The organism is Epilithonimonas zeae (assembly GCF_023278365.1).
GTDB lineage: Bacteria > Bacteroidota > Bacteroidia > Flavobacteriales > Weeksellaceae > Epilithonimonas > Epilithonimonas zeae_A.
In genome coordinates this window covers 3,640,137-3,661,234 of the sequence record NZ_CP075338.1, presented here as the reverse complement: position 1 = coordinate 3,661,234, position 21,098 = coordinate 3,640,137, and the positions used below count along the sequence as shown (strand labels likewise).

At 36.8% G+C, this 21,098-nt stretch carries 16 protein-coding genes and 5 tRNA genes; all 21 read right to left on the bottom strand.

All coding sequences use genetic code 11. From position 1 onward, the window contains the following. Positions 1 to 167: 167 nt before the first annotated feature. The 21 genes from KI430_RS16765 to KI430_RS16665 all read right to left on the bottom strand — a co-directional run bounded on the left by KI430_RS16765 (position 168) and on the right by KI430_RS16665 (position 21,083). The gene (locus KI430_RS16765; RefSeq protein ID WP_248876031.1) at positions 168 to 1,451 is read right to left on the bottom strand and encodes an ectonucleotide pyrophosphatase/phosphodiesterase; all 1,284 of its coding nucleotides are present in this window, start codon (positions 1,449 to 1,451) and stop codon (positions 168 to 170) included. Positions 1,452 to 1,581: 130 nt separating this feature from the next. Continuing rightward, the gene (locus KI430_RS16760) at positions 1,582 to 1,887 is read right to left on the bottom strand and encodes a DUF3467 domain-containing protein (RefSeq protein ID WP_027384121.1); all 306 of its coding nucleotides are present in this window, start codon (positions 1,885 to 1,887) and stop codon (positions 1,582 to 1,584) included. A gap of 85 nt (positions 1,888 to 1,972) precedes the next feature. Next, on the bottom strand, positions 1,973 to 6,238 hold the full coding sequence (gene rpoC, locus KI430_RS16755; RefSeq protein WP_248876030.1) for a DNA-directed RNA polymerase subunit beta': 4,266 nt from the start codon (positions 6,236 to 6,238) through the stop codon (positions 1,973 to 1,975). A 92-nt stretch (positions 6,239 to 6,330) separates the two neighbouring features. Beyond that, complete coding sequence (rpoB, locus tag KI430_RS16750; RefSeq protein WP_248876029.1) at positions 6,331 to 10,158, bottom strand: DNA-directed RNA polymerase subunit beta; 3,828 nt, start codon at positions 10,156 to 10,158, stop codon at positions 6,331 to 6,333. A gap of 373 nt (positions 10,159 to 10,531) precedes the next feature. Then, a complete protein-coding gene (locus KI430_RS16745; RefSeq protein WP_248876028.1) occupies positions 10,532 to 11,092 on the bottom strand; it encodes a hypothetical protein in 561 nt (186 codons plus the stop codon). Positions 11,093 to 11,099: 7 nt separating this feature from the next. Continuing rightward, the gene (locus KI430_RS16740; protein ID WP_248876027.1) at positions 11,100 to 13,574 is read right to left on the bottom strand and encodes a thrombospondin type 3 repeat-containing protein; all 2,475 of its coding nucleotides are present in this window, start codon (positions 13,572 to 13,574) and stop codon (positions 11,100 to 11,102) included. Between the two features lie 80 nt (positions 13,575 to 13,654). Next, on the bottom strand, positions 13,655 to 14,311 hold the full coding sequence (locus KI430_RS16735) for a hypothetical protein (RefSeq protein WP_248876026.1): 657 nt from the start codon (positions 14,309 to 14,311) through the stop codon (positions 13,655 to 13,657). Between the two features lie 116 nt (positions 14,312 to 14,427). Beyond that, positions 14,428 to 14,796, bottom strand: a complete 369-nt coding sequence (gene rplL / locus KI430_RS16730; RefSeq protein ID WP_074236633.1) for a 50S ribosomal protein L7/L12 — start codon at positions 14,794 to 14,796, stop codon at positions 14,428 to 14,430. A 46-nt stretch (positions 14,797 to 14,842) separates the two neighbouring features. Continuing rightward, positions 14,843 to 15,439 carry a 50S ribosomal protein L10 gene (rplJ, locus tag KI430_RS16725; protein ID WP_248876025.1) on the bottom strand — a complete coding sequence of 199 codons (597 nt, stop codon included), beginning with the start codon at positions 15,437 to 15,439 and terminating at the stop codon, positions 14,843 to 14,845. 15 nt (positions 15,440 to 15,454) lie between these two features. Beyond that, a complete protein-coding gene (rplA, locus tag KI430_RS16720) occupies positions 15,455 to 16,147 on the bottom strand; it encodes a 50S ribosomal protein L1 (protein WP_074236635.1) in 693 nt (230 codons plus the stop codon). A gap of 11 nt (positions 16,148 to 16,158) precedes the next feature. Next, positions 16,159 to 16,602, bottom strand: coding sequence for a 50S ribosomal protein L11 (gene rplK / locus KI430_RS16715; protein WP_074236636.1), 444 nt, complete (start codon positions 16,600 to 16,602; stop codon positions 16,159 to 16,161). Positions 16,603 to 16,805: 203 nt separating this feature from the next. After that, the gene (gene nusG / locus KI430_RS16710) at positions 16,806 to 17,348 is read right to left on the bottom strand and encodes a transcription termination/antitermination protein NusG (protein WP_074236637.1); all 543 of its coding nucleotides are present in this window, start codon (positions 17,346 to 17,348) and stop codon (positions 16,806 to 16,808) included. 18 nt (positions 17,349 to 17,366) lie between these two features. Then, on the bottom strand, positions 17,367 to 17,573 hold the full coding sequence (gene secE, locus KI430_RS16705) for a preprotein translocase subunit SecE (protein WP_074236638.1): 207 nt from the start codon (positions 17,571 to 17,573) through the stop codon (positions 17,367 to 17,369). A gap of 13 nt (positions 17,574 to 17,586) precedes the next feature. Then, positions 17,587 to 17,657 (bottom strand) — tRNA-Trp (locus tag KI430_RS16700). Between the two features lie 56 nt (positions 17,658 to 17,713). Continuing rightward, on the bottom strand, positions 17,714 to 18,925 hold the full coding sequence (tuf, locus tag KI430_RS16695; protein ID WP_027384134.1) for an elongation factor Tu: 1,212 nt from the start codon (positions 18,923 to 18,925) through the stop codon (positions 17,714 to 17,716). A 217-nt stretch (positions 18,926 to 19,142) separates the two neighbouring features. Further along, positions 19,143 to 19,214: transfer RNA gene (locus KI430_RS16690), tRNA-Thr, on the bottom strand. Between the two features lie 40 nt (positions 19,215 to 19,254). Beyond that, a tRNA-Gly gene (locus KI430_RS16685) sits at positions 19,255 to 19,327 on the bottom strand. Between the two features lie 86 nt (positions 19,328 to 19,413). Then, positions 19,414 to 19,494: transfer RNA gene (locus KI430_RS16680), tRNA-Tyr, on the bottom strand. 18 nt (positions 19,495 to 19,512) lie between these two features. After that, positions 19,513 to 19,586: transfer RNA gene (locus KI430_RS16675), tRNA-Thr, on the bottom strand. 266 nt (positions 19,587 to 19,852) lie between these two features. Beyond that, positions 19,853 to 20,143, bottom strand: coding sequence for a ribosome hibernation-promoting factor, HPF/YfiA family (hpf, locus tag KI430_RS16670; RefSeq protein ID WP_248876024.1), 291 nt, complete (start codon positions 20,141 to 20,143; stop codon positions 19,853 to 19,855). 40 nt (positions 20,144 to 20,183) lie between these two features. Beyond that, the gene (locus tag KI430_RS16665; protein WP_248876023.1) at positions 20,184 to 21,083 is read right to left on the bottom strand and encodes a tyrosine-type recombinase/integrase; all 900 of its coding nucleotides are present in this window, start codon (positions 21,081 to 21,083) and stop codon (positions 20,184 to 20,186) included. Between the last annotated feature and the right edge of the window lie 15 nt (positions 21,084 to 21,098).

The window sequence follows — 21,098 nt, the reverse complement described above, 5'->3', positions numbered from 1 at the left end:
AGTTTTTCAAAAGCCTCTTGATGCTCTTATAAAAACATCAAGTCCTTTTACTCAAAACATCAAGTTGCTTTTGTTAAAACATCAAGACTTTTTAACCACCTCTGCAAATGCCCTATCCATCGGACTTGTAGAAGGCCTTTTTTGATGTAAAAATCGACTCAGAAAACTCACTTTTTCCGCCTCAAAATTGGTTTCAAAATTTTCAATTTTCCATCAATCTTTTCATTGATTTTCAAACCTAAAACCTCAGCAACCAAAGGATAAACATTAATATTCTCAAACTCATCAATTACCAAATCATTCTTGAACGCTGGTCCCCAAGCGAAGAAAGTCGCTTTCATTTCAGGAACAACTCGTGGGTCATATCCGTGCTTTCCGACTGATATTTTTCTTCCTTTTTCTAAGAATATTTTAGGTGCTTTTGGAATTAGTATAATCTGCCCGATTCTATTGTACTTATCATCTCTAGTGGAGAAGTGAAGATATTTTGGAAGTTTTTTGTCGAGATAAACTTCATAATCATCAGTTTTATTGGCTTTCAGTTCCTTGTAAACAGATCTAACCTCATCAGGATTTTTAACATAAACTCTTAGCAACGTCTGAGAATTATAATAATCAAATCTATGCTTATCCAATAAAATCGAAGGGATCTCAAGCGGGTTTCCTCCATCAACCTGTATCATCCCGTGGTCTGAAACAAAAACAAAATTGACATTCTTCAATCCTAAATCACTGACTCTTTGAACTAATTCTCCAATAGCATTATCAATCAAATGAACAGCCGTTTCAGTTTCCTTTGCTTCTGGTCCGTAATGATGTCCTGCACCATCCACTTCAGGAAAATATAAAGAGATAAAATGCGGGCGTTTCTCTTCCGGAAGCTTCAACCAATTAATCACTTTATTGACTTTTTCTGAGGGCGAAAATTTCTCGTGATAAGAATAATAGTAAGTTGGTCTAATTCCGCCTGCATCGCTTGCAGAACCTACCCATTGTAAAGAAGCACTCACCATATTTTGTTTCTCCGCCAGACTCCACAAAGGAATACCGCCGTACCAAGAACCATCTTCAGCATTCTTGCGATTGCTCATTGCATAAGGTTCTTTTCTTTTATAATCGTAGAAAAAGTTATCTATGAGACCGTGATGAGAAGGATATAAACCTGTAATTAAAGTCCAGTGATTAGGAAAAGTAATACTTGGATAACTTGGCAACATTGCTTTTGCCTGAACACCTTCATCCGAATATCTCAGAAGATTCTCAGCATTGTATTTCTTAGTATAATCACTTCTGAAACCATCGGTGGAAATCATAATCACATAAGGTTTCTGCATTGCTTCTGTACTATTGAACCGGTTCGGAATTACAACCTGAGCTGTATCTACAATTCCTTTCTGGGAGAATATCATTAATGATAAAAATAGCTGCAGAAATACTAATAGCTTCTTCATTATAAAAAATTTTGACAAAGGTAGTTGGTGAGATTTCAACTTAAAAAAATGTTGAGTTAATAAAATATTAAACCTAAATAAAAAATCCCGACTCTAGAAGAATCGGGATTGATATGTTAAGAGAAATATCTTAAGCTTGAACGTTGTTACCTCCTAATACGAAAGGTTCAACTTCTTTGATCTCACCAAACTGCTGCTCATAGTTAGCAACATTTTGCTGAAGTGCAGCTAAAACTCTTTTTGCGTGAAGAGGTGCTACGATAACTCTAGATCTTACTTTCGCTTGTTGTACACCTGGCATCAATTGGATGAAATCCAATACGAATTCTGATGGAGAGTGATTTACTAAAGCTAAGTTCACATAAACTCCTGCTGCTACAACTTCATTAAGTTCGATGTTAATGTTGTTTGGATCTTGGTTTTGATTATTGTCCATTTTTTTGTTTAATTATTTTGTTAAAATTATAGATTACGAATATAAATCATTTAAAATTTAAATTCATAATCTATAATATCTTTTTTTAGTTAATATCTTCGAATTCTTTTCTAGAACCTACGATTACGTTTTGGTAATCTTTAAGACCTGTACCTGCAGGGATTCTGTGTCCTACAATTACATTTTCTTTAAGACCTGTCAAGAAGTCGATTTTTCCAGATACTGCTGCTTCGTTAAGAACCTTAGTTGTTTCCTGGAATGACGCTGCAGACATAAATGATTTTGTCTGTAACGCTGCTCTTGTAATACCTTGTAAAACAGGTGTTGCAGTTGCAGGAAGCGCTTCTCTAACTTGTACCAAAGCCTGATCTTCTCTCTTAAGCTTCGAGTTCTCATCTCTAAGTTCTCTTGCTGTAATCATCTGACCTGCCTTGAATACTTTAGAATCTCCCGGCTCGGTAACAACTTTCAGTCCGAAAACTCTGTTGTTCTCTTCCAAGAAATCGAATTTGTGCTCCAATGCTCCTTCCAGGAACTGAGTATCTCCTCCATCCACAATCGATACTTTTGTCATCATCTGACGAACAATAATCTCGAAGTGTTTGTCATCAATCTTCACCCCTTGAAGACGGTAAACTTCCTGAATCTCATTAACCAAATATTCCTGAACCGCAGTTGGACCTTTGATTCTTAAGATATCGTCCGGTGTGATAGAACCGTCTGAAAGTGGACCACCAGCATAAACGAAGTCATTCTCCTGAACCAAGATCTGGTTTGATAATTTAACCAAATACTTCTTGATTTCTCCAGTTTTAGCCTCAACGATAAGCTCACGGTTACCTCTCTTGATTTTACCGTAAGAAACTACACCATCAATCTCTGTAACTACAGCTGGGTTTGAAGGGTTTCTGGCTTCGAATAATTCGGTAACTCTTGGAAGACCTCCGGTGATATCCCCTGCTTTTGCAGATTTTCTTGGGATCTTGATTAGGACTTTACCAGCCTTAATTTTCTCACCATCGTTAACCATCAAGTGGGCGCCTACCGGTAAGTTGTAAGCTTTTTGCTCTACGCCTTTTGCATCTACAACCTTCAAAGTTGGAACCGCTTTTTTATTTCTAGATTCAGAGATTACTTTCTCTTCGAAACCAGTCTGCTCATCAATCTCCAATACGAAAGAGATACCTTGGATAATATCCTCATACTCTACCTTACCAGAAGTTTCTGCAATGATTACGGCATTATAGGCATCCCATTTTGCAATAAGATCTCCTTTTTTCACTTTATCGCCTGGTTTCACAAATAGTTCGGAACCATAAGGAACGTTCGCAACCATGATTGGTGTTCTAGCTTCGTTATCAGCAACCAATCTAAATTCTGTTGAACGGGACACAACGATATCCGCAGTTTGTCCTTCTTCGCCTTCAGACTTAATTGTTCTAACCTCATCCATCTCAACAATACCATCACGTTTTGCAACGATACTTGGATTTTCTGAAATGTTACTTGCAGTACCCCCTTGGTGGAAAGTTCTCAATGTTAACTGAGTTCCCGGCTCACCAATAGACTGTGCAGCGATAACACCTACAGCTTCTCCCATATGGATTCCTTTACCTGTTGCAAGGTTACGACCGTAACATTTTGCACAGATACCTTTTTTGGTTTCACAAGTTAATGGAGAACGAACTTCTACAGCTTCGATTCCAGCGTCTTCTATTTGTTTAGCAACAGCTTCAACGATTAACTCATCTGCATTAGCCAACAACTCATCAGTTTCTGGGTGATAAACGTTGTGAAGAGAAACTCTACCAAGAATTCTGTCAGAGATTTTTTCAACGATATCATCATTTTTCTTAAGTGCAGTAATTTCTGTACCTCTCAAAGTTCCACAATCATCCTCTGTAATGATAACATCCTGTGCAACGTCTACCAATCTTCTAGTTAAGTAACCAGCATCGGCAGTTTTAAGAGCGGTATCCGCAAGACCCTTACGAGCACCGTGGGTAGAGATAAAGTACTCCAAGATTGACAAACCTTCTTTAAAGTTTGCGACAATCGGGTTTTCAATAATCTCAGCTCCAACAGAACCAGCTTTTTGTGGTTTTGCCATCAAACCTCTCATACCAGATAACTGACGGATCTGCTCCTTAGAACCCCTCGCACCAGAATCTAGCATCATAAATACAGAGTTGAATCCACCTTGGTCAGACTTCATTCTACTCATAATCATTTCCGTAAGACCAGCGTTGGTATTAGTCCAAACGTCGATTACCTGATTATAACGCTCTGTATCTGTAATAAGACCCATGTTATAGTTAGCCTTAATTTCATCTACGTTTTCTACTGCTGTAGCAATCATTCCTTTTTTCTCAGCAGGAATTACGATATCTCCCAGAGAGAATGAAAGACCTCCTTTGAATGCGTTTGCATATCCAAGGTTTTTCATATCATCCAAGAACTTAACAGTAGTTGGGAAATCTGTATCTGCCAAGATCTGACCAATTACATTTCTAAGAGATTTCTTAGTCAATAACTCGTCAACGTATCCAACTTGTGCTGGTACAATCTGATTGAACAAAATTCTTCCTACAGTTGTGTTCAATAATCTTGTTACGATTTCTCCATTCTCTTTTACTGGAAGACGACATCTTACTTTTGCGTTAAGAGAAACTTTTCCTTCTGCATAAGCAATTTCCACTTCTTCCGGAGAATAGAAAGCAAGACCTTCACCTTGAATTTTCTTCTCGTCAGTAGAATGAGCTTCTTTGGTCATAAAATACAGACCCAAAACCATGTCCTGAGATGGTACCGTAATTGGAGAACCATTCGCAGGGTTCAAGATATTCTGAGAACCTAGCATCAATAGTTGAGCTTCCAAAATAGCTTCTGGACCTAATGGTAAGTGAACCGCCATCTGATCCCCATCAAAATCGGCGTTGAAAGCCGTTGTTACCAATGGGTGAAGTTGGATCGCTTTACCTTCGATCATCTTAGGCTGGAATGCTTGGATACCTAATCTGTGCAAAGTAGGTGCTCTGTTCAAAAGAACAGGGTGACCTTTCATCACACCTTCTAGGATATCATAAACTACAGGCTCTTTTCTATCGATGATTCTTTTAGCTGATTTTACAGTTTTTACAATTCCTCTCTCGATTAGTTTTCTAATGATAAACGGTTTGTAAAGCTCTGCAGCCATATCTTTTGGAAGACCACACTCGTGCAATTGTAAGCTAGGACCTACAACAATAACCGAACGAGCTGAGTAATCTACCCTTTTTCCTAATAAGTTCTGACGGAAACGACCTTGCTTACCTTTCAATGAATCTGAAAGAGATTTCAATGGTCTGTTTGATTCAGATTTTACAGCAGAAGATTTTCTTGTATTATCGAATAATGAATCTACAGATTCCTGAAGCATACGCTTCTCGTTTCTTAAGATTACTTCCGGAGCTTTGATCTCCAATAGTCTCTTCAAACGGTTGTTTCTGATAATAACCCTTCTGTAAAGATCATTAAGATCGGAAGTTGCGAAACGTCCTCCATCCAATGGAACCAATGGTCTTAGTTCTGGTGGTATAATAGGAAGAACTCTCATAATCATCCATTCTGGCTTATTGATCATTCTTGTATTAGCACCTCTCAATGCTTCTACAACGTTCAATCTCTTAAGCGCTTCTGTTCTTCTTTGTTTAGAAGACTCGTTGTGAGCTTTGTGACGAAGATCGAATGATAAAGAATCTAGGTCGATTCTCTTCAACAATTCTTCAACAGCTTCTGCTCCCATTTTCGCTACGAATTTGTTCGGGTCAGAATCATCAAGATATTGGTTCTCGATAGGAAGTGTTTCCAAAACATCCAAATATTCTTCTTCTGTAAGGAATTCTTTGTCATCGAAATCTGAACCGTCTGCTTTCTTAGCAATACCTTGTTGGATCACAACATATCTCTCGTAATAGATAATCATATCCAATTTCTTGGACGGGATACCTAATAAATAACCAATTTTGTTTGGCAAAGAACGGAAATACCAGATGTGCGCCACAGGAACAACCAAACCAATGTGTCCGATTCTTTCTCTACGTACTTTTTTCTCTGTAACTTCTACACCACATCTATCACAAACAATCCCTTTGTAACGGATTCTTTTGTATTTTCCACAAGCACACTCGTAGTCTTTTACAGGACCGAAGATCTTCTCGCAGAACAAACCATCTCTTTCCGGTTTGTGCGTACGATAGTTGATCGTTTCTGGCTTAAGAACTTCCCCTCTCGATTCCTGAAGAATAGATTCTGGTGAAGCTAAACCAATAGTGATTTTATTAAATCGACTTGTTTTATTTTTATTTGACATTTTTTATTTTGATTTAAAGATTAAAAAGATTGAAAACTCAAATTGAGTTTCGCTCTTAATTTTAGAGTGATAATTTCTTAATTATAAATAAATTATTCCTCTAATCTTACATCAAGTCCAAGACCTTGTAACTCGTGAAGTAATACGTTGAAAGATTCCGGAATACCAGGTTCTGGCATTGCTTCTCCTTTCGCAATTGCTTCGTAAGTTTTTGCTCTACCAATCACGTCATCCGACTTCACAGTCAGGATTTCTCTAAGGATATTCGATGCTCCGAATGCTTCAAGAGCCCAAACCTCCATCTCTCCAAATCTCTGACCTCCAAATTGCGCTTTACCTCCTAATGGCTGTTGCGTAATTAATGAATATGGTCCGATAGAACGTGCGTGCATTTTGTCATCTACCATGTGTCCTAGTTTCAACATATAGATAATACCAACTGTTGCCGCCTGAGTAAATCTCTCTCCAGTACCACCATCATAAAGGTGAGTGTGACCGAATTTAGGAAGACCAGCTTCGTCTGTATATTCTGTAATCTGCTCTAGACTAGCTCCATCAAAGATTGGCGTAGCGAATTTCAATCCTAATTTTCTACCAGCCCATCCAAGAACAGTTTCGTAGATCTGACCAATGTTCATACGAGAAGGTACCCCAAGTGGATTCAATACGATATCTACAGGTGTTCCATCTTCCAGGAATGGCATATCTTCTTCACGAACGATTCTTGAAACGATACCTTTGTTACCGTGACGACCCGCCATTTTATCTCCTACGTTCAGTTTACGTTTCTTAGCGATGTAAACTTTAGCTAGTTTGATAATACCTGCTGGCAACTCGTCTCCGATTGACAATGCAAATTTCTCACGGTTTTTAACTCCCGAAAGATCATTGTATTTAATCTTATAATTGTGAATCAATTGTTTGATCCATTCATTTTTGTCAGCATCAACAGTCCAATCCGCACCACTGATGTTTACATAATCTTCAACAGACTGAAGCAATTTCAAAGTGAACTTAGTTCCTTTACCGATAACTTCTTCTTCCAGGTCATTTTTCACACCTTGAGAAGTTTTACCAGAAACTAGAGTATTCAATTTGTCAATCAAAGTATTTCTTAAATCGTCAAACTTATTTTTGTAAGTATTTTCGATTTCTTCCAACTTGATTTTCTCCTCACTTCTTTTCTTTTTGTCCTTGATATTTCTAGAGAACAATTTTTTGTTGATTACAACTCCTCTTAGAGAAGAATCTGCTTTCAATGAAGCATCTTTTACATCACCAGCTTTATCTCCGAAGATAGCTCTAAGAAGTTTTTCTTCCGGTGTTGGATCAGACTCACCTTTTGGCGTGATTTTTCCGATAAGGATATCACCAGGCTTAACTTCTGCTCCGATACGGATCATACCGTTCTCATCAAGATCTTTAGTAGCTTCTTCAGAAACGTTTGGAATATCAGCTGTCAATTCTTCCATACCTAATTTGGTATCACGAACTTCTAGAGAATATTCATCTACGTGGATTGAAGTAAACCAGTCCTCACGAACTACTTTTTCATTAATTACAATCGCATCCTCGAAATTATAACCTTTCCAAGGCATAAACGCAACTACCAAGTTTCTACCAAGAGCCAATTCTCCGTTTTCAGTTGCATAACCGTCACAAAGAACCTGACCTTTTTCCACTGTATCACCTACTCTTACGTTTGGTCTCAATGTGATAGTCGTACTCTGGTTTGTTTTTCTGAACTTAGTCAGTTTATAAGTTTTAGTAGCAGAATCGAAGTTAACTAAATCGTCTTCCTCGCTTCTTTCGTACTTAATAACAATTCTTTCAGCATCTACGTATTCTACAACTCCAGTACCTTCAGCATTAATCAAGATTCTAGAATCTCTAGCTACTTGTTTTTCCAAACCTGTACCTACGATAGGTGCCTGAGGTTTCAATAACGGAACAGCCTGACGCATCATATTCGATCCCATCAATGCTCTGTTCGCATCATCGTGCTCTAGGAAAGGAATCAATGATGCAGAAATACCAGAAATCTGGTTTGGTGCAACATCAATCAAATCTACTTGCTGAGGCTCAACAACTGGGTAATCTCCGTCCAAACGAGCAATAACTCTATCTGTATTGATGCTACCGTCGTCATTCATATCAACGTTCGCCTGAGCAATTACTTTGTATTCCTCATCCTCAGCATTCAGATAAGTTGGTGCAGCTTGTAAATCTACTTTACCGTTTTCAACTTTTCTATAAGGCGTTTCGATGAAACCTAAAGTATTGATTTTCGCATACATACCTAAAGAAGAAATCAAACCAATGTTTGGTCCTTCCGGAGTTTCAATTGGACAGATACGACCATAGTGTGTATGGTGAACGTCACGAACCTCGAAACCTGCTCTTTCTCTAGATAAACCACCAGGTCCTAACGCAGAAAGTCTACGCTTGTGCGTGATTTCTGATAGTGGGTTGGTTTGATCCATAAACTGAGAAAGCTGGTTGGTACCAAAGAATGAGTTGATAACAGACGTTAAAGTCTTAGCATTAACCAAATCAACAGGTGTAAAAATCTCGTTATCTCTAACGTTCATTCTTTCTTTGATCGTTCTGGCAATTCTAGAAAGACCAACACCAAACTGTCCTGATAATTGCTCACCAACAGTCTTGATTCTTCTGTTTGATAAGTGATCGATATCATCAACTTCAGCCTTAGAATTAACTAACTCGATCAAGTGTTTTACGATAGAGATGATATCTTCTTTCGTCAAAACCTGATTATCCTCAGAAATATTAAGCCCTAATTTTTTGTTCAATCTGTAACGACCAACTTCACCTAATGAATATCTCTGCTCCGAGAAGAATAATTTTTCAATAATTCCTCTTGCAGTTTCTTCATCCGGCGCATCAGCATTTCTTAACTGACGATAGATATATTCAACCGCTTCTTTTTCTGAGTTGGTTGGATCTTTTTGTAGTGTATTTTGGATAATAGAGAACTCGTTAGAATTTTCTTTGTGAATTAAGATGGACTTAACTCCAGAATCCAAGATAACATCTAGGTGTTCTTTTTCAAGAATTGTTTCTCTATCCAAGATGATTTCGTTTCTTTCGATAGAAACAACCTCACCTGTATCCTCGTCTACGAAATCCTCGAACCAAGTGTTCAATACTCTCGCAGCTAAAGTCCTACCTTCTACTTTTTTAAGAGCCGCTTTAGAAACTTTCACTTCTTCTGCCAAGTCAAAAATCTGAAGAATCTCTTTATCAGACTCATAACCAATCGCTCTTAGTAATGTTGTTAAAGGTAATTTTTTCTTACGGTCGATATACGCGTACATTACGCTGTTGATATCTGTTGTAAATTCCATCCAAGATCCTTTGAAAGGGATAATTCTTGAATAGTAAAGCTTAGTTCCGTTGGCGTGGTAAGTCTGTCCGAAGAATACACCCGGAGATCTGTGTAACTGAGTTACGATAACACGCTCTGCTCCATTGATAATGAATGAACCAGACGGAGTCATATAAGGAACCGGACCTAAATATACATCCTGTACAACAGTCTGGAAATCTTCGTGCTCCGGATCTGTACAATATAATTTAAGTCTAGCCTTTAGAGGAACGTTATACGTTAAACCTCTCTCTACGCACTCATCTATAGAATAACGTGGAGAATCTACCAGATAATCTAGAAATTCTAAAACAAATTGGTTTCTAGAATCTGTAATTGGGAAATTTTCCTGGAACGTTTTGTAAAGTGATTCATTCAAACGTTGCTCAGGAAGCGTGTCTAGCTGGAAAAACTCCTTGAAAGACTGGATTTGGATGTCCAAAAAGTCAGGTGTATCGATTCTACCTTTCGCTGACGAAAAGTTGATCCTCTCTGTACCTTGAACTTTAGGAGCGGCCTGTGTTTTACTCATAAAATTATAAGAAAAAGGGTTAAAAAATATTTTGTTTTAAAAAATATCAGACTAGATTAAAAAAATAAAGAATCAGTTTTTTTGATTTTTGGCGCTATCAGAATAAACTTAAACCCTTATTTATCAATCTTTTCTAACTGCAACGCCGGTATATCTTTTCACGACGTAGTGCAAAATATTTTTATATCAAATAACGAAATAAAGTATATATAAACAAGAAATCCCCCTTTCATAAAATGAAAGAGTTATAAATTGATTACAGTATATGAAATTATTAGCGCCAAAAGATTTGCAAATTTATATAAAATAATTGACATATACAAAAAAACCACTTCACAAAGAAGTGGTTTAGAAATATTTAGATTAAAAAATATTAAGGTTTAGTCCAGAAAGACCATTCTCTACCGTTGTACAAAGCCAATTGCTGAGTTCCGGTAACATAAACCATCATTCCTGCACTTGGATTTACAATATCAGTATAGGAAGACACTCTTGGCAGAATCATCGCTTTATTCGCATCTCCTAAGACTAAAATCCCTGAAGTCGTATCTGTGGCTGGCGTTCCACCAATCAAAGTTTTTGCTGTTGTATTTTCTGTATTGGCATCTGGAACGTTTGCCGTTGTTGGCGCATAAGCTCCAGCAGACAAATCGGTCCAGCTAGTAACAGCTGTTGCATTGGTTGTAGCAGCTGTGCCAAATTTAACTTTCTGATCTGTACTATCAAAAATCAAAGTTCCGGGAACCGCAGAAGTCACACTTGCCGCGGAAGTTACCCAAGGTAAAACAATACCTCTTGTTCCGCCTGAAGCATTACCAAATTCTAAAGATACTGTTGCATTAGCCGCTGTATATGGGCTTGCTTTCCCAATAGTCACCTGAGCAAAACTGAGGCTAGAAATTAAAATTACTAATGATATTATATATGTTTTCATCTTACTTTTATTGGTTAAAATTATCACAGGTTTGTTTAGAGTAGCAATTCCACGCTGTTCCATCATATATTTTAAGACAGTTGACAGTTGTATCATACACCATCATACCAGTAACTCCAGTAATAGAACTTAAAGCAGACGTTGGAACTCTGTTGATTACAAAACCTTTAGTTTTTGCATCCAAAGCCGTATATGCACCTTTTATCTTACCCGGCCAGTCTGTAGTTGCGCCTCCCGCTCTAGCCAAAGCTGTAATACCATGATTAGTTACTAAAGTAGTTCCAGCTGTTGTAGCAGGGCGGAAACATCTAGAACACTCAGGATCTGTAGTTGTTGCATTTTGAGAAGTTCCTACACCTTGTCCAATATCTGCTGTTCCATCTGTATTATCCACAAGACCTGCAAGATTAGAAGGGTTTGTACCAGTATTTAAATTAAAGCCTGCATAGTTAACCAATTGCGGAACGCCGCTTGCCGAAGGAGATGTACTTATGATCTGTGCTGGTGTACCTGTAGTGACACCATTATAAATAGTTTTTATTTGACCGCGGTAAGCATAATTAGCATCTCCAGCCGGCAATGTCATAGAATGAACCTGATCAAAGCGTACAGCCTCACTACCTTCGATAGCATCAGGACAACCGTCGCCATCACTATCTACATCAAATTGATTAGAAACACCATCATTATCCGGATCACAGAAACCATTTTTGACACCATTTCCCCGGCCAGTGATGTAAGTAGGACCTACAACCAATTGACTTAAAATTACAGTATTAGCTCCTGTTCTATTCCATGTAATTGAATTGAATGTATTACCATTGTATAACTGCAAAGGAAACAATTGACCACCACTACTTTTGCTGCCATACATACTTACAGATCCATTTTTATGAATAATAATTCTAACCAAAGGATTAGCTGCTGTTCCTGTCATATTATATATTTGAGGTACAGTTCCATTACCATAAGTATTTCCGTCTACAAATCTGACATTGTCAGTTTGATCCGGCTGGAATTCTAATTTGGAGGTCGAAAGGTTAACTCCATTAATATTTAAGTTAAATGAATTATCAAGTGTATAAACATCGAAAATAAAACCTAAATCAGCAGCTGGCGCATTAAACGTAACTGTATTACCATCAGCAATATTGTAATTAACATCCACCACACTTTCTGGACATTCGAAAATATCCAATATACCATCATTATCAGAATCCAAATCCAATATATCAGGAATTCCATCACCGTCCAAGTCACGCTCAATAACCGCATTAAATGTACAAGTCGTTGTACTTCCGTTGATATTATAGGTAATAGTTCTAGTACCACTTGAGCCAGTCCCATTATAGGTAACAGGAATATCTATGTATGTCGTGGTGGAAGTTATTGTAACATCTGTAAATGTAGATGCAAAATCTGTCCCAGATACATTTATTCTATATGTTCCAGGACCATAAACTGTAGAAATAGGCGCTCTAAGTGTTTTTGTAGAACCTACACCAGCAACAAATGGCGTTGTTTCTTGTATTGTCGCTCCTCCACAATTAAAAATGAAGGGTATGTAATATGGAACTGAAGCCAAATCTTGGTTAGTTGCCCATAAACCACCTGCTATTCCGGTATATGTTCTAATATATGTCGAAACACCGGTAGATATATTAATAGTATAAACCGCCAATTCTGTTCCTGGATTACCATTTACAGAAACAGCATAAACCAATCCGTTTAGATATGCAATACCTCTCACGTTTCCTACTGTAGTACTGTTACTAACGGTATTATCACCACTAGAAGTCCCTATAGGACCGGTTAGTTGTACAACACGAGTAGCAACTCTTGTAGTTGGATCAATCTTATATAAGTGCCTTGTAATTGTAGCTCCGTTTGTATTCTGTACAATCACATAGATGAAGTTTTGATAATCAAAAAATGTATCTGTTGCCCATATTGTAGATGTATTACCACCTGTATTATTCCAAATAGCATCACTAGCAGGAGCTGTTACAGCTCCCAAATCTGTACTCGTAGGATAAACTTGGTACAAATTTTTACTTGTTGTGCTAAACCCATATGCAAGCCCAGACGGATCACCATTTGCCTTTGGAACATTATTTGTCCCGATTCCTCCAATAAGATTGCCTGCTGGGGTTACCTGACCTGTCGATTGTGATCCTGTAGCTGGTAAATATTTAAATATTGTACTACCAGCAGCTGTATTAGAGTGCAAAAAAGCTAAACTTGTAGGATTTCCCCCAGGAGTATCATAACCAACAGCAAGATTACTTATAAAATTCTGGTTACCTGCAGAATAATTAGGTGCCGTCAGTGGAGTTGGAAGTACTGCAGGCACTCCGGTAATATCATAAACTCTTCCAGTAGCTGACAACGAAAGATATAATCTATCCACTACTTGCGAAAATAGCATTTGATTTGCAACAAGCAGAAACACTACTGTAAAAAGTAGATTTAATTTTTTCATAAAAAATTTATTATTATTGAAAATAAGATTCCTTTGAGAAAAAGGATTTCTCAAGAAATAAGATTGTAAAAAATTAATGATTAAATTAAATCAGAAGGTGGAGGTCTTACAGAAAAACTAGAAACGTTTACCTGTAATTTTGAATTATCATTTTTATAAAAACAATCTGTAAAATGTAAGAATTCTAATGAAGTATTTTTTGGGATAACAGAAGAACTCAAAAAATATTTAGAATAGTGATAATCGTTACTCGGCGGTACAAATGAACCATTTATTGAACTAACGCCAGCAAGGAATTTACCATCACTATAACCTTTAGAAATGTGCAGATCGATTTTCTTTTTAGGAAGATCTACTTTCCTACTATCTTTTAATTTTTTAGCAGCCAACAAATCAACCTCTTCCTTAATCTTAGGCTGGAGTTTCTTCGTTGGTTCATCAGAGTTCTTAGCAACAATTTTTAATTCATCATTATTGATTTTAATGACTTTCGAGTATTGCTGTATAGTTTTACTTTTGGAAATCTGTTCATTAAAAGAAGCATCTTTAGAATAGATTACCGCATCTCCGGCAGTAATAATAAGTCCAGACGAAACAGGATCTTGTGTCTGTATTTCTTGAGCAGAAAGAGAATTTAGAAAAAGAAATAAAAGTATAATAGAAAATTGCCAGAATTTAGATAAAAAACTAGCATAATCTTTTACATTCGCAAAGGAAGGCAATAAACTTTTTTTCACTTTGCAAAATTAGTAAAAATAACAACTTATGAAAACAATATATGCAAAATTAACATAAACGTAAAAAAAGCGGTAAGTCTAGGACTTACCGCTTTATAATATTATTGAGTAAATGATTACTTCAATTCTACTTCAGCACCAGCTTCTTCTAATTGCTTCTTAAGAGCTTCAGCTTCGTCTTTAGAAACACCTTGCTTCAATGGAGCAGGAGCACCGTCTACGATATCTTTAGCTTCTTTAAGACCAGCACCAGTTAAATCTTTTACCAATTTAACAACAGCTAATTTAGATGCACCAGCTGATTTAAGAATTACATCGAATTCTGTTTTTTCTTCAGCAGCATCACCTGCACCACCTGCAGCAACTACTACAGCAGCAGCAGCTGGCTCGATTCCGTACTCATCCTTAAGGATAGTAGCTAATTCATTTACGTCTTTTACTGTTAAGTTTACTAGCGTTTCAGCTAAATTTTTTAAATCTGACATTGTTGTAATGTTTTTTGTTGATTAATTATCTATTTTTTTGAGTGTATTATTCAGCAGCTGGCGCTTCGTCAGTGCTTTCTGCTGCAGGAGCTTCTGGAGCCGCCTCAGCAGGAGTTTCTTCTACTGCAGGAGCAGCAACTTCTTCAGTTGTAGCTTCTCCAGCTTCAGATTTGTTTTGAAGAGCAGAAACAACTCTTTGGATTGGAGACTGAAGCAATCCGATGATTTCACCGATCATTTCTTCTCTAGACTTGATGCTTACTAAAGTATCAAGATTTTCGTCACCAACATAGAAAGTTTCTTGAACGAAAGCCGATTTTAGAGCTGGTTTCTCTTCTTTCTTTCTGAAATCTTTGATCAGTTTTGCTGGAGCGTTAGCTGTATCAGCAATCATTAATGCAGAGTTTCCTTTGAAAGTTTCGAACATCTCAGCGTAATCTACACCTTCGATCTGTTCCATTGCTTTTTGAAGCAATGTATTCTTCACAACTTTGATTTTGATATTTTGTTTGAAAGCTTGTCTTCTGAAGTCAGAAGATTTGGAAGCGTTCAATCCTGTAAGATCTGCTACGTAAACTACTTTTGCATCCTGAAGCAAATCTTTGATCTCTTGTATTGCTACAACTTTTTGGTCTTTTGTCATTGTTTAGGATTATAATTAGTTAACAGATTTTGTATCAACAGCAATTCCAGGACTCATTGTAGAAGACAAATAAATGCTCTTTACATAAGTTCCTTTAGCAGCAGTTGGTTTCAACTTGATCAATGTCGAGATTAATTCCTGAGCATTTTCTTTAAGTTTAGCAGCATCAAAAGATACTTTACCAATACCTGCGTGGATAATACCATATTTATCTACTTTGAAATCGATTTTACCAGCTTTCACTTCAGCTACAGCTTTTCCGATTTCCATAGTTACAGTACCAGATTTAGGGTTTGGCATAAGACCTCTTGGTCCTAAAACTCTACCCAATGGTCCTAGTTTACCCATAACAGCTGGCATAGTAACGATAACGTCAACATCTGTCCAACCATTTTTGATTTGAGTCAAATATTCATCAAGACCTACATAGTCTGCACCAGCTTCTTTAGCTTCTGCTTCTTTGTCTGGAGTTACCAAAGCCAAAACCTTGATATCTTTACCAGTTCCGTGAGGAAGAGATACAACACCTCTTACCATTTGGTTTGCTTTTCTTGGATCTACACCCAATCTAACAGCGATATCTACAGACGCATCAAATTTTGCAAAATTTACCTCTTTTACCAAAGCAGACGCTTCGTCAAGATTGTAAATTTTATTTTTTTCCACTTTGCTTAAAGCTTCTTTTTGCTTTTTTGTCAATTTTGCCATTTCTTTAAGTTTTAAGCGTTAGTTGGTTTAGTTCCTGTTACTCTCAATCCCATAGATCTAGCAGTACCAGCTACCATAGAAATTGCAGGTTCTAGTGAGAAACAGTTAAGATCTCCCATTTTGTCCTCAGCAATTTTCTGAACTTGAGCCCAAGATACAGCACCTACTTTATTTCTGTTAGGTTCTCCAGATCCACCTTTCAGTTTTGCAGCATCCAATAATTGGATAGCAACCGGAGGTGTTTTGATGATGAATTCAAAAGATTTGTCTTCATACACCGTAATAACAACTGGCAAAACTTGACCAGGCTTATCCTGAGTTCTACCGTTGAATTGTTTACAAAACTCCATGATGTTCACACCCGCAGAACCCAAAGCTGGACCTACTGGTGGAGAAGGGTTAGCAGCGCCACCTTTCACCTGAAGCTTTACCATTTTAAAGACTTTTTTAGCCATTTTAATGTTTGATTAAATTAATAAATAATGAATGTGGAAGCATTTATTATTCAGTAAGTTATTGTCCTCATAAACAAAATCTCACTTTTCAGTTTGCAAAAATAAGAATATTTTTTAAATCCGCAATGATTTATTAAAAATTAATACAAATAAAAAAGCTTTCCAAAAAATTGAAAAGCTTTTTTATATTTTAATGAAAGTAATTATACTTTTTCTACTTGCATAAAGCTAAGTTCCATAGGTGTCTTTCTTCCGAAGATAAGAACCGAAACTTCGATTTTCTTTTTGTCTTCAAGAATTTTTTCAATAGTTCCATTGAAACCGTTGAAAGGACCATCGATTACCTTCACATTTTCTCCAACAATGAAAGGAATCTCGACATCTGTTGCAAATTCTGAAAGCTCATCCATTCTTCCAAGCATTCTGTTAACCTCAGATTTTCTCATCGGAACAGGCTCACCTCCTTTTGTAAGACTCAAGAAAGAAATAACCCCTGGAATGTTTTTGATCACGTGAGGAACCTCCCCAACAAGATCAGCTTCTACCATAAGGTAACCAGGATAATAAGGTTTCTCTTTTGGAACTTTTTTACCATTTCTAATCTGGATAACTTTTTCCATAGGAATTACAACTTGAGTAACATAAGCATCCATACCTAAACGTTGGATTTCGTTCTCAATGTAATTCTTCACTTTATTTTCCTGTCCGCTAATAGCTTTCAGCACATACCATTTCGATTCGCTCATGAGGAAAGTAATTTTGAATTAGTTAAATAGATTAATAAACGTCGCAATAAAATTCTTGATAGTTACACTAAACAAAGAATCTACTCCAAATGTAAATAAAGCAAGGATAACAGTAGTCACCGCTACAACAATTGTAGACGACTGCAAGTCTGGCCATTTTGGCCACTCCACTTTATCTTTAAATTCTGTATAAGAACCTTTTAAAAAATTAACTAATGAGCTCATTATTTTATTTTTGCACGGGCACTAGGATTCGAACCCAGATCAACGGTGTTGGAGACCGGTATCCTACCATTGGACGATGCCCGTAGATTAAAAAGCTCCGCAAGAGTTCCTTACGGAAGCTTTATATTATTGTAAGACGATTAGTCTAAGATTTCAGTAACCTGACCTGAACCAACTGTTCTACCACCTTCTCTGATCGCAAATCTAAGACCTACGTTAAGAGCGATTGGTTGTAACAATTCTACAGTGATCTCTAAGTTATCACCAGGCATTACCATTTCTACACCTTCTGGCAAGAAGATCTCACCTGTAACGTCTGTAGTTCTTACGTAGAACTGAGGACGATATTTGTTGTGGAATGGAGTGTGACGTCCACCTTCTTCTTTAGAAAGGATATAAACAGAAGCTTTGAATTTTTTGTGTGGCTTAACTGAATCTTTCTTAGCGATAACCATACCTCTCTTGATGTCAGTTTTTTCAATACCTCTCAACAATAGACCTACGTTATCTCCAGCTTCACCTCTATCTAGGATTTTTCTGAACATCTCAACTCCTGTAATTGTAGAAGTCAATTTCTCATCACCCATACCAACAATATCAACTGGATCTCCAGTGTTGATAACACCAGCCTCGATTCTACCAGTTGCAACAGTACCTCTACCTGTAATAGAGAATACGTCTTCGATTGGCATCAAGAAAGGCTTATCAGTATCTCTTGGTGGTTGCTCGATCCAAGTATCAACAGCATCCATCAATTCTTCAACAGATTTGAACCATTTGTCTTCAGTATCAACTGTAGCAGCAGTAGCAGCAGTAAGAGCTCCTAATGCAGAACCTTGGATTACTGGAGAGTTATCACCGTCAAAATCGTAAGTAGACAACAAGTCTCTCAATTCCATTTCAACAAGCTCTAACAATTCTGGATCATCCACCATATCTACTTTGTTCATGAAAACAACAATTCTAGGTACGTTTACCTGACGGCAAAGTAGGATGTGCTCTCTAGTTTGAGGCATAGGTCCGTCTGTAGCAGCACATACAACGATAGCACCGTCCATCTGAGCAGCACCCGTTACCATGTTCTTTACATAATCCGCGTGACCTGGGCAGTCAACGTGAGCGTAGTGTCTTTTTTCAGTTTCGTACTCGATGTGAGCAGTATTGATAGTAATACCTCTTTCTTTTTCTTCAGGAGCAGAGTCAATTGCAGAGAAGTCTTTTTTCTCAGCAAGACCTTTGCTTGCTAATACAGCAGAAATAGCAGCTGTAAGAGTAGTTTTACCATGGTCAACGTGACCAATAGTACCAATGTTCAAGTGTGGTTTTGAACGATTAAACGTTTCCTTTGCCATGATTTTAATATTTAATTTATTTAATATTGTTTTTTTCGGTCTGCAAATATAATGAATTTTTGAATATCAAAAATTATTTTGAATAAAAAATAATAATATGATTTTCAATTTAAAATAACTTAAAACAATCCATCAAATACACTCCTCAATCGGAACGCAAATTTACATTAAAAAACATAAAACCCATTCCAAAAAAATTCTAAAAAAGAATCTTTTGAGCCAACTACGGGATTTGAACCCGTGACCTCTTCCTTACCAAGGAAGCACTCTACCCCTGAGCTAAGTCGGCTTAAAAAAAAATCACATTCCCGAGGGTTTGTGATTTTTTGAGCGAAAGACGGGGGTCGAACCCGCGACATTCAGCTTGGAAGGCTGACGCTCTACCAACTGAGCTACTTTCGCAATTTTTGTTTCCTAAATTGTTGGTAAACGTGTGCAAATCTAAAAATAAATTTTGAATTATGCAACTAAAATAAATTATAAAAAAGTGGGGAGAGCAGGATTCGAACCTACGTAGCCGAAGCAGCTGAGTTACAGTCAGCCCCATTTGACCGCTCTGGTATCTCCCCAGTACTTTTTATAAATTGAGCCTCCAGAGGGATTCGAACCCACGACCCCGAGATTACAAATCACGTGCTCTGGCCAACTGAGCTATGGAGGCATTTATGTTTTAAAATAAAGATCGCTAATCTTGCATTCCGGTTACTTCCTTTTTGCGAGTGCAAATATGATAATTTTTTTTTGAATCTTGCAAATATTTTTTAAAAATATTTTTTCGACATCTTCTAAACTTTTAGTTTATACAAAGTAGGTTTCAAATTAAAGATCATATTTCTGCGTCGCGGTTGTTTCCGTTTTGCGAGTGCAAATATGAGACTCTTTTTTGAAACCTACAAGTCTTTTTTTACAAAAAAACGCATTTTTTTTCTAAGCTAATTCTTTTTTCTTGATTAGCAGTTTCTTAGCTGTTTCCACAGCATCATCTAAACTTTCCTCAAAACTAGTGCAAGTTTTCTTTACTACTATATCATTCCCCGGAATCTTCACAACAAGCTCCGTGGTTTTATTTTCTTTTTCTGATGTATTTTCTACTTTAAGGTAAACCGCAGCTTCTACAATTTTGTCATAAAAAGTTTCAAGCTTGGCTAATTTTTTTTCAATTCTTTCTTTTAATGGTTCGTGAGGTGTTACACCTACAGTCTGAATTGTAATCTTCATAACGTCTGATTTTAATGGTTAAACAATTAAATAGTAAATTTTACTCCATATCGTTTTGTTTATTCTTAGTTTCTCTTGGATGGGCGTTTTTATAAACTTCTTTCAGTTTTTCTATATTCGCACTTGTATAGACTTGTGTACTTGCTAAACTAGCATGTCCCAATATTTTTTGAACCTTGGATATCTCTGCACCCTGGTTTAAAACGTGGGTAGCAAAAGTATGCCTCAGAATATGTGGACTCCTTTTCTGCTTAGAAGTAACTATACTAAAGTACTTATTAACGACCAAATAAACAAACTTTTCACCCAGTTTTTTTCCATTTTTATTAACGAAAAAATAATGCTCATTTTCCTTATTGGCATTACGGATATTGAGATATAATTGAAAATCTGCAAGCAACTCATCCGCAATTGGAATTATTCTGGCTTTGTTTCCTTTACCAATAACCAAAATTTCTTTTTTCGAGAAATCCACATTCTCCAATAAAAGCCCACATAGTTCCGCTTTCCTGATTCCGGTTTGATATAAGGTTTCTATAATCAATTTATCAAGAAGCGTCATATTACCCTTCTCCTCTACTTCTGTTTTCATTTGACCCATTTCTTCTACAGAGAAAGGAATCCTTTTTTCTGCATAGAATTTCAAAGAATCAATTGTTTCCATAGGAGAAACCTTTATCTCCTCCAAACGAAGCATAAAAACATAGAAACTACGCAATGATGAAAGTTTTCTATTAATACTTCTTTTACTCAAACCTGAGTTACTCAAATTCACAATAAAATTCTTAATTACTTTCTTATGAACGTGAACAATATCTTCTGAAGCTTCTGTCTTCAAAACAAAGTCCGAAAAATCTGACAAATCTTTTTTGTAGTTGGTCAATGTATGTGGAGAATATCTTTTTTCCACTGTTATATAATCCAGAAATCTTTCTACCATAAGTCTATAAATGCA

Coding starts and splice junctions, on each gene's coding strand:
- KI430_RS16765 (WP_248876031.1), bottom strand. CDS start 1,451: ATGAAGAAGCTATTAGTATTTCTGCAGCTATTTTTATCATTAATGATA.
- KI430_RS16760 (WP_027384121.1), bottom strand. CDS start 1,887: ATGGACAATAATCAAAACCAAGATCCAAACAACATTAACATCGAACTT.
- rpoC (WP_248876030.1), bottom strand. CDS start 6,238: ATGTCAAATAAAAATAAAACAAGTCGATTTAATAAAATCACTATTGGT.
- rpoB (WP_248876029.1), bottom strand. CDS start 10,158: ATGAGTAAAACACAGGCCGCTCCTAAAGTTCAAGGTACAGAGAGGATC.
- KI430_RS16745 (WP_248876028.1), bottom strand. CDS start 11,092: ATGAAAACATATATAATATCATTAGTAATTTTAATTTCTAGCCTCAGT.
- KI430_RS16740 (WP_248876027.1), bottom strand. CDS start 13,574: ATGAAAAAATTAAATCTACTTTTTACAGTAGTGTTTCTGCTTGTTGCA.
- rplL (WP_074236633.1), bottom strand. CDS start 14,796: ATGTCAGATTTAAAAAATTTAGCTGAAACGCTAGTAAACTTAACAGTA.
- rplJ (WP_248876025.1), bottom strand. CDS start 15,439: ATGACAAAAGACCAAAAAGTTGTAGCAATACAAGAGATCAAAGATTTG.
- rplA (WP_074236635.1), bottom strand. CDS start 16,147: ATGGCAAAATTGACAAAAAAGCAAAAAGAAGCTTTAAGCAAAGTGGAA.
- rplK (WP_074236636.1), bottom strand. CDS start 16,602: ATGGCTAAAAAAGTCTTTAAAATGGTAAAGCTTCAGGTGAAAGGTGGC.
- nusG (WP_074236637.1), bottom strand. CDS start 17,348: ATGAGCGAATCGAAATGGTATGTGCTGAAAGCTATTAGCGGACAGGAA.
- secE (WP_074236638.1), bottom strand. CDS start 17,573: ATGAGCTCATTAGTTAATTTTTTAAAAGGTTCTTATACAGAATTTAAA.
- tuf (WP_027384134.1), bottom strand. CDS start 18,925: ATGGCAAAGGAAACGTTTAATCGTTCAAAACCACACTTGAACATTGGT.
- hpf (WP_248876024.1), bottom strand. CDS start 20,143: ATGAAGATTACAATTCAGACTGTAGGTGTAACACCTCACGAACCATTA.
- KI430_RS16665 (WP_248876023.1), bottom strand. CDS start 21,083: ATGGTAGAAAGATTTCTGGATTATATAACAGTGGAAAAAAGATATTCT.